Origin of the sequence: uncultured Lactobacillus sp. (assembly GCF_945290125.1) — a bacterium.
Lineage (GTDB): Bacteria > Bacillota > Bacilli > Lactobacillales > Lactobacillaceae > Lactobacillus > Lactobacillus rizhaonensis.
In genome coordinates, this window is sequence record NZ_CALYQV010000043.1 from 1 (window position 1) to 15,529 (window position 15,529).

General features: G+C 34.7%; 14 protein-coding genes and 2 pseudogenes. 14 read left to right on the forward strand and 2 right to left on the reverse strand.

All coding sequences use genetic code 11. The features are described 5' to 3' along the window. Positions 1–52: 52 nt before the first annotated feature. The 3 genes from Q0K80_RS07600 to Q0K80_RS07610 all read left to right on the forward strand — a co-directional run bounded on the left by Q0K80_RS07600 (position 53) and on the right by Q0K80_RS07610 (position 2,531). Positions 53–337 (forward strand): hypothetical protein, encoded by a 285-nt coding sequence (locus Q0K80_RS07600; protein ID WP_294605022.1) that lies wholly within the window; start codon positions 53–55, stop codon positions 335–337. Positions 338–351: 14 nt separating this feature from the next. Then, positions 352–1,908, forward strand: coding sequence for a protein kinase (locus tag Q0K80_RS07605; RefSeq protein WP_294605025.1), 1,557 nt, complete (start codon positions 352–354; stop codon positions 1,906–1,908). A gap of 227 nt (positions 1,909–2,135) precedes the next feature. Next, on the forward strand, positions 2,136–2,531 hold the full coding sequence (locus tag Q0K80_RS07610) for a hypothetical protein (protein ID WP_294605027.1): 396 nt from the start codon (positions 2,136–2,138) through the stop codon (positions 2,529–2,531). Positions 2,532–2,638: 107 nt separating this feature from the next. On the opposite strand, the pseudogene Q0K80_RS07615 reads toward Q0K80_RS07610, so the two are convergent. Next, positions 2,639–2,734 (reverse strand): annotated as a pseudogene (locus tag Q0K80_RS07615) (IS3 family transposase); the annotation flags it as partial. Between the two features lie 1,042 nt (positions 2,735–3,776). On the opposite strand from Q0K80_RS07615, the gene Q0K80_RS07620 reads away from it, so the two are divergent. The 5 genes from Q0K80_RS07620 (at position 3,777) to Q0K80_RS07640 (ending at position 7,589) form a co-directional block, all read left to right on the forward strand. Next, positions 3,777–4,427, forward strand: a complete 651-nt coding sequence (locus Q0K80_RS07620; protein WP_045928851.1) for a deoxynucleoside kinase — start codon at positions 3,777–3,779, stop codon at positions 4,425–4,427. 12 nt (positions 4,428–4,439) lie between these two features. Next, positions 4,440–5,123, forward strand: a complete 684-nt coding sequence (locus Q0K80_RS07625) for a deoxynucleoside kinase (RefSeq protein WP_294605033.1) — start codon at positions 4,440–4,442, stop codon at positions 5,121–5,123. A gap of 303 nt (positions 5,124–5,426) precedes the next feature. After that, on the forward strand, positions 5,427–6,068 hold the full coding sequence (locus Q0K80_RS07630; RefSeq protein ID WP_294605037.1) for an amino acid ABC transporter permease: 642 nt from the start codon (positions 5,427–5,429) through the stop codon (positions 6,066–6,068). A gap of 15 nt (positions 6,069–6,083) precedes the next feature. Next, entirely contained in the window at positions 6,084–6,737 is a 654-nt protein-coding gene (locus Q0K80_RS07635) for an amino acid ABC transporter ATP-binding protein (RefSeq protein ID WP_294605039.1), read from the forward strand. After that, positions 6,738–7,589: an amino acid ABC transporter substrate-binding protein gene (locus Q0K80_RS07640; protein ID WP_294605042.1), complete on the forward strand. Its 852-nt coding sequence runs from the start codon at positions 6,738–6,740 to the stop codon at positions 7,587–7,589. 6 nt (positions 7,590–7,595) lie between these two features. On the opposite strand, the gene Q0K80_RS07645 is transcribed toward Q0K80_RS07640, so the two are convergent. Beyond that, complete coding sequence (locus Q0K80_RS07645; protein ID WP_294605043.1) at positions 7,596–8,387, reverse strand: Cof-type HAD-IIB family hydrolase; 792 nt, start codon at positions 8,385–8,387, stop codon at positions 7,596–7,598. A 224-nt stretch (positions 8,388–8,611) separates the two neighbouring features. Here Q0K80_RS07645 and Q0K80_RS07650 point away from each other — a divergent pair, with 224 nt between their 5' ends. The 6 genes and pseudogenes from Q0K80_RS07650 to Q0K80_RS07675 all read left to right on the forward strand — a co-directional run. Further along, positions 8,612–9,919, forward strand: a complete 1,308-nt coding sequence (locus Q0K80_RS07650; RefSeq protein WP_046325741.1) for an NCS2 family permease — start codon at positions 8,612–8,614, stop codon at positions 9,917–9,919. Positions 9,920–10,019: 100 nt separating this feature from the next. Then, a pseudogene (locus Q0K80_RS07655) lies at positions 10,020–11,463 on the forward strand (DASS family sodium-coupled anion symporter). A gap of 139 nt (positions 11,464–11,602) precedes the next feature. Then, positions 11,603–12,913 (forward strand): NCS2 family permease, encoded by a 1,311-nt coding sequence (locus Q0K80_RS07660; protein ID WP_294605046.1) that lies wholly within the window; start codon positions 11,603–11,605, stop codon positions 12,911–12,913. Between the two features lie 146 nt (positions 12,914–13,059). Next, a complete protein-coding gene (locus Q0K80_RS07665; RefSeq protein WP_294605048.1) occupies positions 13,060–13,350 on the forward strand; it encodes a hypothetical protein in 291 nt (96 codons plus the stop codon). A 149-nt stretch (positions 13,351–13,499) separates the two neighbouring features. Continuing rightward, entirely contained in the window at positions 13,500–14,831 is a 1,332-nt protein-coding gene (locus Q0K80_RS07670) for an MFS transporter (protein WP_294605052.1), read from the forward strand. A 344-nt stretch (positions 14,832–15,175) separates the two neighbouring features. After that, positions 15,176–15,529, forward strand: a 354-nt coding sequence (locus tag Q0K80_RS07675; RefSeq protein WP_294605049.1) for a hypothetical protein, incomplete at its 3' end; no start/stop codon positions are given.

Sequence of the window (15,529 nt, forward strand, 5' to 3'; positions counted from 1 at the left end):
ATATTAATATTAAAAATCAATAATATTTTTTAATAAATTTGAGGAAATAATTATGTTTGTGGATTTTAATTTAATTAAACTCGTTAAAAAAACTAATAATTATCATGTTCATAGTGATGATAATTGGATTTATTTTATTTCTAAACTTTACCCTCTTCCAAATCAAGGCTGGAAAATCCATATTTCTTGTTTACCAAGTGAACTCCAATCCAATCTACAACACTTGCTACTTTTTTTATCTCAAAAAGGTTATAGCTTCAAGATACCTGCTAACTTGCACCAATCGCAAAGATTAGCTTTTGGCGGAGCAGGTTATTTGAGTACAGGAACACAGTAACTATTTATCTTCCAATGACTTTAAATGAAGCTGAGTTAGAAAATTTTTGTATAAAGTTAAACGAAGTTTTATCTATCAAAAAATTTCCCAAAGTTATCACAGATATTCAGTATAAAAACACGCCGCTTTTTTTAAGATACGGAGGCTTCAAAAGCCACTATCGTTTAAGTGAAAGTGGTATTAAAATATTTCAAATTCAAGACGAGAATGGCAACTGGACAGATGATGTTAGACAAGTAGGCCACTATGCACCTGCATGGATTAAGATTCCTCATTTTTTGCAAGCTAACTTTGCTTCTAATAAAAAAGGTGAACAAGCCATTCAGATTGAGCAAATAAATTTGATTTCACGAGGTACGAAAAGTTTAGTATTCTCAGCGGTTTTTAGAGGAGCAAAAGTAATAATTAAGAGGAGCATAAAACAAGCTATTATTGATGAAGCTGGACGAGATTCTACTATTCGCTTACAACATGAAATTGATATTTTGAAGCAATTACAAGACTTATCTAATATTCCACATATTGTTAATGTCATTAAAAATGATTCTAGCTTAACCCTTATTGAAACTTTCGCAAAAGGCATGCCATTAACAGAGCTGTTTAACAATTCACCGATAAATGTTAATCAGCGGGATCAATTAATTACGAAAATTGTCAAATCATTGGAAAACACCTTAGAAAAAATACACAACCATAACTTTGTATTTAGAGATTTAGCACCGCAAAATATTTTTTATACTTCAACAGGAGATGTCTTTTTGATTGACTTTGAGTTAACTGAAAAGATTAATCAAGCTAATCCACTACAAGGTGCTACTCCTGGTTTTGCAGATCTACGACACGGAAAAAAGACAAAAAGTTTTGCAGTTCTTAATGAAGACTTATTTGGATTAGGTGCCATAGAATTTTACTTAGCTACAGGTATTCGTCCAGCATTTCCTGAAGCTCTTTCTACAATTGATGGCTATAGTCTTGTTAGTAAGCTAATTACTGCAGCTGATAATATCTGTAAAACTGTCGTAACCGGGCAAATAGCTCAATCAGGGATTAAAAAAATTGGGACTGCTCTAAATTATAATTTTTCATCAGAATTATCAGAAAATAACCAGTTGAAAAATAGTGACTTATCTAAAGAAATTATAGATAACGCTGCACGCTATTTTGGAAATAAATTACGAAATCAAATTTCTAGTAATCACTTTAATAGTTCATTAGATAAAGGACTATCTGGCATATTGATAGGTACCAGTGTACTAATGAAACATACTAATGTAGAACCGTATATTATGTCTCTTTATAGTCAGGGAATGGATAATTTAATCAAAAATACTGATAGTTATGAAAATATTTCTTTAATCAATGGCTCTATTTCAAATATGATTCTATTTGGTATCAATAATTGTCAAGACGAGTTAACTACATGTCTTAATTCTCTACTATTATATCCTCTCTTTAAGGTTCCGTTAGGATTATTTCACGGGTTGGCTGGTATGTTATTAACCTGTTCTATAACTTTTAAATATGCTAGCGACAAAAGTAGAGACAAGTTATCGCGTCTAATTAAAAAATAATTACAGAAATTACTCAGCGTACCTATCATTCCCATCAATGGCCACTCTCATTTGACGTTGGTTCTAAAGGTAAACCTCAGCTTCAGATAAGCCCTAATTTAGGATTTGGATTAGCAGGATTACTCATAGGATTAACTTATGCAAATGATCTTTTAGACAATAAAAAAGTTTATGCTATTTCTAATCAAATTTATCAAGAATTGTATTCATTCATGGATCAGAACAAAATGTTATCATATTCAGGATCATTAAGTCTTTCGCATGGTTTTTTGGGGATATGGTTATCATTTTTGTTATTTGATATAAATGATAGCTCTCATTCAGCTAATCTCTTAGGTAACCTACCTTTGATTAATGAACGAAAGGACTTACGTCCTGATAATTTTAGTTTAAAAACTGGATATGCGGGTTATTTATACTTTGAACATTTGTTAAAGCAATTTCCTCAAAAAGGTCTTATAACCAATGAATTAAATATCAAAAAAATAATTATAGGAAGTTCATCTACTATGTCAGGAAGATATACCTGGACTAATGGAATCACATATCTAAATAAAGAAGACAGATTATTAACCGGTGATTTAGGAATTTACCTAAGTTTGCTTTCCACGCTAGATAAGTAATGTTTGTCTTAATTATGTCGCAAGAATAGCAACATTCTTTGTTATCTATTAAATATTGAAAAACCCTCTAGATTTAAAGTGCAACTAAAAAGTTAGACATTTTATTATTAAGCAAGACCTAACGCACGATTCCGATATTTAATCGGAGTCGTGTATTTTAGTTTGTTTGATCTTCTAATATGATTGAACCAGTAAACATAGTCAGCTTCCGTATGGTTGTTAAAGCTTTCATACTCTTGACGACCAATTATATGGTCTAATGAACTCCTAATGGAATTATCGACAGCCCTGATGATTACAGCGGAATACCGTGAACTACAAAAAAAGAAAATCAGAAAACAGCCCCAGCTAAGCAAGTTTAAACCTGTATCAACAATAAAACCCTTTAAACTGTGCTGTGTCAAAGCAGTAAGTGCATTACCTTCAAAAATGCTGGCACCGATTTGACCTAAATTCCGCCCAAAATATAAAATGGCCAGAATCACATACATGCCTGAATTACGTTTAACGTAGGTCCAAAGCGAAAATTTTGCTACAGTGTTGTCCATGATTTACTTCCTGTCTAAATCCCTATTTTCAGGGTTAATACTAAAATAATTTTGGTTTAGTTTAATAGAATAATATGGTTTTTGCATTACTTCTTCAAAAGACTCTTAACTGGTACTTACAGCAGGAGCTGTACTATCTAAAGATAAAAATCTTTTCAAGATATCAGTTATGCCCTCTTGCTTCCATCATTTACTAATAATTTTATAATTTACTTACTAACTTATATCTTTTTTAACATTAAAACAAATTGTTTTTAATTTTTATTCTTAGAATTTTCCCATAGCAGCAGTAATAAATATCAACTGCAACTTTTTCGAGCCTTTAAAAAATAATTCGTTCTATAATTGCAAAATCACTTATTATACTTAATGCAATCAAAACGAGCAATTATTGACTACTTTATTTATCACAGAATCGAAAGAATCAAAGTACAGAATAAAAGGGCTTAACACCGAATAATATCGGCATCAATCCTCAGTAAAATAATTAATTAAGATTTATCAGTCAGATTTTTTGGTTTCACGTGTAACATCTAATTTTGTAATAAATTATTTACTTGAATACTTAATTTTTTATTCTGTATTATACAAAATTACTTGACTTTTTGATTAAAATTTTAATTTACTTTTTGCTTGTATACCACTATATCTCGTATTAAACTAAATAAGAATCTATATATTGTATTTATGAAAGAACGTGATCCAAGTTATTGTTTTAAGTGGGCCAATTGGAGCCGGTAAATCCAGTTTAACTAGTATTTTAGCTGAGCACTTAGGTACACAAGCCTTTTATGAGGGAGTTGATAATAATCCTGTTCTTCCTTTATATTACCAAGACATGAAACGCTATACTTTTTTGCTTAATATCTATCTGCTTAACCACCGTTTAGCACAAATCAACCAAGCAATTCGTGAAAAAAATAGTGTATCTGACCGTTCAATTTATGAAGACGCACTCTTTTTCAAAATGAACGCGGACAGTAAAGTAGCTGATCCTACTGAATTTAAAATATACGACAGCTTACTCGAAAACATGATGGAAGATACCCCAGGTAATCCCAGCAAAAAGCCAGATTTACTAATTTACATTCATGTTTCCCTGGATACAATGCTCAAACGCATTAAAAAGCGGGGCCGTTCATTTGAACAAATCAGTACAGATCCCAGTTTAAAAGACTACTACGCACGGTTAATTAAGTATTATGAACCGTGGTATGAAAAATACGATGCTTCGCCTAAAATTAAAATTGATGGGGATAAATACGATTTTATCTGCGATGAAGATGCCAAAAAAGAAGTTTTAAATCAAATTGATAATAAGTTGCACGCAATAGGCAATTTAGAATAGAGAAGGAACGTGATGACAGTTATTGTTTTAAGCGGGCCAATTGGAGCCGGTAAATCCAGTTTAACCAGTATATTAGCTAAGTATTTAGGAACCAAACCATTTTATGAGAGTGTCGATAACAATCCTGTTTTGCCACTTTTTTATGCCGATCCTAAAAAGTATGCATTCTTACTTCAGGTATTTTTCCTAAATACTCGTTTTCGTAGTATCAAAGATGCATTGACTGATGATAATAATGTTCTTGATCGTTCAATCTATGAGGACGCCCTTTTCTTCCAAATGAATGCGGACATTGGCCGTGCAACGAGTGAAGAAGTAGATACATATTACGAACTGCTTAATAATATGATGAGTGAGCTCAAACATATGCCTAAGAAAAATCCAGACTTGCTGGTTCATATTAAAGTTTCATACGATACCATGATTAAAAGAATTCAAAAGCGTGGTCGACCTTATGAACAATTGAGCTATGATGCAACGCTAGAAGATTATTATAAGCGGCTTTTACGCTACTATAAACCTTGGTATGAAAAGTATGATTACTCACCCAAAATGGAGATAGATGGTGACAAGCTAGACTTTATGACTGATAAGCAGGCAAGAGAAGTTGTACTTGATCAAATTGTTGCCAAATTAAAAGAAATGGGTAAATTACCCGAATCATGGAATAAGTCTACAAATATTCAAATAGATTAACAATAAATCGTTCAAAAGGTCATTAGCACTATGTACTAATGGCCTTTTTATGTTACTTATTGATATTTTAAAGTGTTGTTTAATTTATAATAAAAGCTCTAAAAGTAATAGATAGTAATTATATTACTAAAAGACAATTTAAATATTTTGTTACTTACTCAAATAAAAAATCAGAAAACTATGTTATTATTGAATCATATATTTTTCACATATTTTTTTAATTAATTTATCCAGCTTTAATTAGCTCGACCAGGCTAATTATTTACCCGCCTTACTAAATTAACTTCATAAGAAGGAGAAAAAATGAATTATATCCTTTCAATCATGCCCTCTCTCTTTGCAGGTGCAAAAATGACATTAATTTTATTCTTTTGGACTTTAATTACTGCTATTCCCTTAGGGATTATAGTTAGCTTAGGCTTACTGTCATATTTTAAACCTCTACGATTAGTTCTAAAATTTTATATTTGGATTATGCGTGGCACCCCACTCTTGTTACAATTGATTTTTATTTTTTATGGTTTACCCATAGTCGGAATAATTTTTCAACGCTACGATGCAGCGCTTTTTGCTTTTATCTTAAACTACACAGCCTATTTCGCAGAAATTTTCCGTGGGGGTTTTCAGTCAATTCCAATAGGACAATATGAAAGTGCACGGGTTTTGAGACTAAATTACTGGCAAACTTTGACGCATATTATAATTCCGCAAGTCAGCAAAATTGTTATACCGTCAATCGGAAACGAAGTTATTAACCTGGTTAAGGATACTTCGCTGGTATATGTCATCGGTCTAGGTGAACTTTTACGTGCCGGCAATGTTGCTACTGCCAGAGACGTAACACTGATTCCTTTAGTAATAGTTGGGATAATCTATTTACTAATGACCGGTATTGCATCATTTTTACTAAAGAAGATTGAACGCAATTTCGCAAAGTGGAAGTAAATTGAAGGAAACAATATGCTAGAACTTAAAAACATTACCAAAAAATTTGGCTCACGCACCATCTTAAACAAATTAAACCTAACTATTCCTGATAGAGAAATTTTAGCCATTGTAGGGCCTTCGGGAGCGGGGAAAACCACTTTATTGCGCTGTCTAAGTGGCTTGGAAAGAATTGATTCGGGCGAATTCTTGTGGGATGGGCAAGAATTTGACCCGACTGCTCCTGATAGCAAAAGTCATATTATCGGAGTCGTTTTTCAAAACTACGAACTTTTTCCTAATTTAACTGTAATTGAAAACATTACTTTGGCACCAACTTTAGTTTTAAAAGAAAACGCAGAGCAGGCGCAAACTCACGCACAAAAGTTATTGCAGCAATTGGATTTAACTGGTAAAGAAGATCTTTATCCCTATCAGCTTTCTGGCGGCCAACAGCAAAGGGTAGCTATTGTACGGGCACTGGCAATGGAACCCCATATTTTATGTTATGATGAGCCCACCTCTGCTTTGGACCCAGATTTAAGAACAAAAGTCGGAGAAATAATTTTAAAACTTAAAAGTAATAACAAAATGACGCAAATTATTGTGACCCATGACATGGAATTCGCCAGTCAAGTTGCTGATCAAGTATTCAAAGTTAAAGCATTAGATGATAAGAAGGTAATATAAGTGAAAACTAAACGCCTCTTAATTCTTACAATAACGCTCGTCTGTTCAATCTTTTTTGCCTCTGGCTGTAGTGGTGTGTCAATTAATAGAAAAGCTAACGAAGTTGACAATTGGTCCCATATCAAGCAGCGTGGTTACGTCACAGTTGGTGTAGATGATACTTTTGTGCCTATGGATTTCAGACAAAAAAATGGTCAGTTAATTGGTTATGACGTTGATCTCGCTAATGCAGTATTTAAGCAGTATGGCATTAATGTCAGCTTTCAAACTATTGACTGGTCTATGAACACTACAGAACTTAAAAATGGCACAATTGATCTGATATGGAATGGTTTTAGCAAGAATCCAGAACGTAAGGCCAAAGTTAATTTTAGTAAAACTTATTTGTATACTTCACAAGTGTTAGTAAGTCTCAAAAAGAATAAAATTAATACTATTGCTGCAATGAAAAATAAAACTTTAGGAGTACAAACCGGTTCTTCTGGCTATAACGATGTAATGAAATATCCTAAAGTTTTTAAAAACCATATTAAAAATCATGATCCAATTCTCTATGATTCCTTTACTAATGCTTTTATAGATTTAACTGCAGGCCGGATTGATGGACTATTAATCGACAGTTCTTATGCAGACTATTACATTTCCAAGCAAAAGCATCCGGAAAATTTTACCGAAATCGATAGTCCTTTCCCTAAAGAAGAATTTGGTGTCGGCATGAGAAAAAGTGACGTTACCATGAAACGCAAAGTCAATCAAGCACTAGAAAAATTAGCACGAAATGGTACTCTCACAAGAATTAATCACAAATGGTTTGGTAATAAAGCACAATCTCCCTTGCTTGAAGCAAAATAAAATTCACTAATTTATTTTGTCAAGGACCGCTGCTATTCCATCATGATTGTTGTCTAAAGTAGTTGCAAATTTTCTTTTTAGATTCTCCGGCGCATTCCCCATTACTACTGGATGACCTACTGATTGCAGCATTTTTTCGTCATTATAATTGTCGCCAAATGCCCAGCATTTTTTCAGATCTGCGCCCAAGGCCTGAGCTATTACTTTTGCACCCTGACCCTTAGAAACTCCCTTAACAACAACTTCCAATAAATTTGCAGCTGACTTTACGATATAAAATTCCGGATAAAGTTGTTGCAAGTCTTTTTGAGTAGCATCTAATAAATCGGGCGTGCCCATCAGCAAAATTTTATGAACATTTTCAAGTTGGCTGATTTCAGCAATTGAACTTGGCTGTGCCTTGAATTTAACTATTTTTTCCTCGTTCTTAACTAATTCATCATTATTACCTGGGAAATAATACCAGTTGTTACCGCTGTAGACATTCCAAACAACACCATTATTTTTATGTTCAATGTAGGTACATATTTTTGCAGCTTTTGCAGAAGGCATGGAACGTGAATCAAGCGTATAACCCATTTCATCCAAAACTAAAGCACCATTATATGCAACCATAGGACATACTTTAGTAATTTCACCGACAACTGACATAATTGCCTTGGGCATGCGGGCAGAAACTGGCACAAAAACATCACCCTTAATAATTTGTCTCTGAATAGCCATTTTAGTTTTAGGTGTTACTTCTTGCTTTGAATTAATTAAAGTACCATCTATATCTGAAAAAATTAAATTTCCCATTTTTTCTCCTATCGAGCTTCATAAATTAATACCGATTTACCCTCATTTTACCGATTAAAGTATTAACAGGTCAATTTGTTCATAAATGTAACTATTAATAAATTATGCTTACTTTGCCTAATTATAGCTAGTATTATTCGTGTTTGCATTATTTTAAATGAATGGTAAACTAGAATAGTCGTTAGTTGACTTAAAACACGAACAATATATTTGGGAGAGGTTAGATGAATTTTATAAAGAGTTATTTTCAACTCGATAAGTACAAAACCAATGTTAAAATTGAGTTTCTTGCTGGGTTAACAACTTTTATCAGCATGTCATACATTTTATTTGTTAACCCAAGTGTCTTGGGAGCTAGTGGCATGGATAAAGGGGCAGTTTTTACAGCCACTGCTTTAGCCAGTGCTTTAGGTACTGCTATTATGGGTATCGTTGCTAACTATCCTATTGGAGAGGCTCCTGCCCTTGGTATTAATGCGTTTTTTGCTTATACCGTTTGTGTAGGTATGCATGTTTCATGGGAAACAGCCTTAGCCGCTGTCTTTGTTGCCTCTATTATCTTCATTTTAATTACTATGTTTAAGTTAAGGGAGAAAATTATCAATGCTATCCCTGCTGACTTAAAATTCGCAATTTCTTCCGGAATTGGCCTGTTCATCGCATTTTTGGGAATGCAAGATGGCGGCTTAATTGTAGCAAACAAATCAACATTGGTCGGTTTGGGTTCACTTCATGATCCGGCTGTCTGGATTACTATTTTCGGCCTTATTGTTACTGTTGTTTTAATGATTTTAAATGTACCGGGAGCTATTTTTATTGGTATGATCTTAGCAGCTATTTTTGGTGTAGTTACAGGACAAATCCCTTTACCAACTAAAATAGTTTCAGTAGCACCAAGTATTGCTCCATCATTTGGCCAAGCAATTTTCCATGTTAAAGATATTAATACTCTACAAATGTGGGTTGTGGTACTTACCTTCCTTTTAGTAACTTTCTTTGACACTGCCGGTACTTTAATTGGCTTAGCTCAACAAGCTGGCTTTATGAAAGACAACAAAATGCCACGTGTAGGTAAAGCTCTGGCATCAGATTCAACTGCTATGATGGTTGGCTCCGTTTTAGGAACTTCACCAGTCGGTGCTTTTGTTGAATCAAGTGCCGGTATTGCTGTTGGCGGCCGGACTGGTTTAACTGCCGTCTTTGTGGCTATTTTCTTCTTAATATCAATGATATTCAGTCCCCTGCTAGGTTTGTTTACCACACATGTTACAGCGCCAGCATTAATTATTGTTGGCGTTCTGATGGCACAAAACACAGCACATATTCAATGGGACAAGATGGAAATTGCAGTTCCTGCTTTTCTAATTTTAATTGGTATGCCTTTAACCTATTCAATATCCGATGGTTTGGCTTTAGGGTTAATAACCTACCCTATATGCATGGTTGCCGCCAAGAGAGTTAAAGAAATTACACCAATGATGTGGATTCTTTTCTTCGTCTTTATTGTCTTTCTATGGGTACTAAATTTCTAAGACTTACTAATTGTTAAAAAAATATAATATGATAAACTAAGCAAATATATTGATGTCAATCGTACTCATATATTTGCTTTTTATTTTGGAAGAGGTTTTTATGAAAATAATAGATTACAAAAAATTTATATTGCCATTATTGTTTGGCCTTATATTCTGGCTTACGACGCCAATTCGTCCAGCCGGAGTATCAGTTCAAGCCTGGCATATGCTGGCAATATTTATTGGAACAATTATCGGCTGTATCACATTACCAATAGCAATCAGCGGTGTCACTTTAATTGGCTTTACTTTAACCATTTGTCTTGGGCTTGCACCACTTGCAGACAAAATTGTTAACGGAAAAGTAATCGAAAAGGGAGCCATTAATGCATTTGCTAATTCATCTGCCTGGCTAATAGTTATGGCTTTTATGATTTCGCGAGGTATCGTAAAAACCGGCTTGGGGCAAAGAATTGCTTTGTATTTTGTTAAGTGGTTTGGTCATAAGTCCTTAGGTTTGGGTTACGCAATAGGAGCTATCGATTTAATTATCCCCTGCAACTCCTTCAAATGGTGCAAGAGCAGGTGGTGTAGTATATCCATTAATTCAATCTTTAGCCAATACTTTTGGATCAAAACCTAATGATCCATCACGTAGAAAGATGGGAGCTTACCTAACTTTTATTGAATTTCAAGTTAATATCATAACTTCGTCATTATTTATGACCGCATGTGCGCCTAACCTAATTGCCGTTGCGCTAGCTGGTAAGGCTGGAGTAACTCTTAGCTGGATGCCGTGGCTAATGGCCAGCATTGTACCTGCAGCAATTTGTTTAATTGTGGTGCCATATTTTGTTTACAAACTTTATCCACCAGAAATTAAAGAAACTCCTAACGCTAAAGAATGGGCTGATGAAGAATTAGCAAAAATGGGAAAGCTTACGTTATCTGAAAAATTAATGGCAGCCATTTTCGCAATTACTTTAGTGCTCTGGATGCTTTCCAGCACTTTAGGAATTGATGCTACATTAATTGCCTTCATTTCCGTTTCCCTTTTGTTACTTACTGGTGTATTAACACCTAAAGACTTGCTAAGTGAAACTGGTGCCTGGAATATCTTGATCTGGTTGTCAATTTTAGTATTCATGGCTGAAAAGCTTACTCAGTTTGGCTTGATTGGCTGGATATCAAGTAGCATTTCTAATGCAATGAAAGGCCTCAACTGGTTAATAGTTTTAGTAGTTCTAGCATTAGTCTTATTCTATACCCACTACTTATTTGCCAGTGCTACAGCTCATAATTCGGCAATGTATCTGCCATTATTAACTGTAGCAATTTCTGCCGGTGCACCAAAATTACTGGCAGCCCAATTTCTAGCTCTATTTTCAGCAATCATGGGATCAACTACTCATTATTCCAGTCCTGCTGCATCTGTTTTAGCTTCTTCGGGTTATGTAAAACAAGATGAATGGTGGAAATTGAGTTTTATATTTGGTATTTTTTATATCTTAGTTTACGGCATTATCGGATTAGCTTGGATGAAACTAATCGGTATGTGGTAATCATGCAAAGCAAATCTACTTTTAGATTTGCTTTTTTATTTCCTGGGAAATAATTTTGCATTACCTAGTCTATTTAACCCAATAAGTTATATACTAGATATATTAGTTCTTTATAATTTTAATATTTTTAGGAGGAAAAATGACGACACTAGATAAAGTCTTTCATTTAAACGATGCTCATACCACTGTCAAACGTGAGTTAATTGCTGCATTAACCACTTTTGTCAGTCTCTCCTACATCCTTTTTGTTAACCCAAACATTTTGCACGCAGCCGGTATTGATAAAGGGGCAGCATTTACAGTTACTGCAATTTCGATTGCAATTGGCTGCTTTATTATGGGTCTAGTAGCTAATTACCCCGTTGCTCTAGCTCCAACATTAGGTAGCGCAGCCTTTTTCGCTTACAATGTCTGCGGAGGAATGCATATTAACTGGCAAACTGCCTTAGCTGCTGTTTTAGTTGCATCTATTTTATTCATTTTAATAACTATTTTGAAGTTGCGTGAAATAGTAGTTGATACTATTCCACAAGATCTGAAATATGCTATTTCTGCTGGTATCGGCTTATTTATCGCCTTTATCGGTCTGCAAAATGGCAAGTTAATTGTCAATAGTGATTCCAATTTAGTTACCTTAGGCAAGTTTAATTCACCAGCTGTTTGGATTACTCTTTTTGGATTGACCCTCACCGTAATTTTAATGGCAATGAATGTACCAGGATCAATTTTTATTGGTATGGTCATTACAGCTGTTTTGGGGGTTATTATTGGACAAGTTGCTGTTCCCAAAGGTATTATTGCGAGTGCTCCAAGTATTGCTCCGACATTTGGGCAAGCTGTATTTCACTTAAAAGATATTAATACCCCACAACTATTCATGGTTGTTTTAACATTCCTACTTGTTACGTTTTTTGATACAGCAGGTACATTGATTGGAATGACTGAACAGGCTGGCATGGTAGATAAAAATGGTAAAATTCCACGAATTGGAAAAGCTTTCGTTTCCGACTCTTTAGCAATGGTCGAGGGTGCTGTCTTAGGTACTGCGCCACTGGGAACTTCTGTAGAATCAAGTGCAGGAATTGCTATGGGTGGACGTACTGGTTTAACGGCAATTTTCGTAGGAATTTTCTTCCTAATATCAATGATTTTCAGTCCACTTCTGGCGGTTATTCCCACCACTGTTACTGCACCAGCACTAATTATCGTTGGCGTACTCATGGCAGGAAACTTGAAAAAAATCAATTGGGACAAATTTGAGATTGCTTTCCCAGCATTTTTAACGGTAGTTGGTATGCCATTGACTTACAGCATTTCTGACGGCTTGGCACTCGGCATGATAGCCTACCCGATTACCATGATTGCTTCTAAGCAAGCTAAAAAAGTTTCACCAATGATGTATATCCTATTAGTAATATTTGTTATCTTTTTCTTGATTACAAATATGTAAAGATATTAGTTTAATTACAAAAGATCACTTCAGTTTGAAGTGATTTTTTGTTTGTAATCATTCAGAAATCCACTTTACTTTTTAGTTATTTAATACTAAAATTCAGAAATAAAATTTTAAATTACCACTAATGGAAGGGAATTATTTTGCATAATACTAAAGAAAAATCAATCAATCATTACACTGGTACTATTACTTTCTTTTTTATTGCTTTACTAACAAGCTTTAATTCTGGCTTTTTCCCTTATTCCATTACTGGCAGGCTCTGCGCCATTTTGTGGCTAGTCACATTCAGTCTCTTAATTTTTGCCTTTGAATATTTGATCAATCATATTAATGTCGAAAATAAAGGCATAGCAAAAGCAGCAGTAAATTCCAGTATCTGGCTTTTAGCAGCCTTGGTTTTGGTACTATTCAGCGTGCTTTTTCAAAAATAAATTTTAGCTATCAATTTCTTCTTTAATCATTTTACCTGGCCTTTTTTGCACGAACCAGCAAAATTTGTTATGTTAAGTAGCGGTTATTCCCTTAAATAGTGAAAGGAAGTAGTTAAATAGAGTGGAGAATGAATTTTCAGTCTATTATTATGAAAGAAAAAAAGAAAAAATTAATTAAAAAAGATTATAAAAAAGCGCCTCTCTCAAAAGTGCACTTGCGTGTAATGACAGCAATTGCCCTAGGCCAATTTACCTGTGGCTTTGCACTAGGAATAACGGGTGTGGCTATGAGTAACGCTACCAAGTACATTCAAATTAGTGACATGTGGACTGGATTAATAGGAGCTGGCGGCTTGATTGGCCTTTCTAGCAGTGCCCTTATTGGTCGTATATCTGATAAAATCGGCCGCAGTCAATTACTGATGAGCAATATGTATGTGCTAGCCGTTCTTTCGCTTCTTCATCCGCTGACAACCAGCCTTTCTTTAACATTTTTAATTAGAATCGGTATCGGGCTAATGATGGCAATTGATTATACAGCTGGAAATGCTCTATTAACAGAATGGCTACCTAAAGGTGAAGATAGCAAGCGCCAGAGTCACTTATTAGTCTACTGGGTTTTAGGGTTTATTGCTTCGTATTTAACTGGGACTTATCTTGAAGGCTATGGAGCCCACACCTGGCAAATCATTTTAGCAGCAGGCGCTGTCCCGGCATTATTTACTGCACTTTTTCGCAGCTTATTTCCATTACCACCATCTCCTGGATGGTTAGCCAGTAAAGGTAAAATTAAAGCAGCTAATAGACTAATCGGCAGAATACTAGGCCGTAAATGGGGTATTTCTCGCCACTTTAAACGTCCTAAAAAATCTGGGCAAACTTCATGGACCATTCTTTTCAGTAAAAAATATTTACGCAGCACTTTAGTAGGAGGCAGCTTTTACGCGTGCCAAACCTTTGCATTTTTTGGGATTAGTATTTTCTTGCCTATTTTGTTACAAAGCATGAACATCAGTAATTCTAAAATTTCAGGAGATCTATACAATATCAGCATGCTGGTTGGAATATTCTTGGGAATTTACTTGTTTAACCATCTCAGCCGTCGCCTCTTTTTAATCAGTAATTTTTTATTATCTGCAATATTAATAGGCACTTTAGCATTAATGCCTCATGCTTCTTCCGTAGTTAAAATAGTGATCTTTTCAATTTTTGCAGTTATTTTGTCCTCTGGCCTAGTACTTGATTACCCCTATCCTACCGAATTATTTGATACTAAAGTACAGGCTAGTGGCGTAGGAACCTGTATCACAATCAGTCGTATTGGTGCAGCCGCTGGTACATTTTTATTGCCAATTCTAACAGAAAGCGGGGGTCCTGCTTTAGCAATGTTGGTTTGCGCATGTGTTCTTCTCGCCGCTTTCTTCATTTGCCTAATTTGGGCGCCAGAAACTGCGCCAAAATACCAAAAGAAAATAAAATAAACTGGGCAATAATCTCATAAATTACATTTGGCGTTACCTTTGACTGCAAAGAATATAACCAGTCAGAATGATTAATCCTCCCGTTCTTTTTTATTATTACAATCTTTGCATAATTTTTGCCCTTTAGAGTGCGCAAAGAAAATAGCATCATTTTTGACAGCGCTTGCATAGATGATTAATTTAATGTATATTACAGGTATAATAAAGTCCCATAAGTTAACAAAAATGTGTGAGCTTCAAAGGACTTTTATGGTCGAACGCATAATATTTTAGTTAAGTAACATAATTTTTGGTGTAGTTAGTGAAAATTGACTACACCTTTTTTATTAATGGAGGGGTTAACCATGAAGAAGACGGTAACGACCTGCTTAGCCATTATTACCTGCCTGGCTTACTTAATAATTGTCAATTTTTATCAATCAAGGGATTACGATCAGGTAGCACGAATGGGGCAGACCAATAATTCTTTCCAGGTGTACCTGCAACACAGTCCGGTTGCTCCAAATGATCAATTAGCCTTTTTCAGGTATTTAGCACGACACGATGATCTGTCAATAATTTTGACAAGCAAGGGCGAAAATAATACCGTAGAAAAATCTGTGATCGCTAGTAGTTCAACTTTTCCTGCTAGTTCTTTTCGTCTCAGTCACCGATTGAACCGATTAGATAAATACGCTGCTGTTAAAGGTGTAATCAAG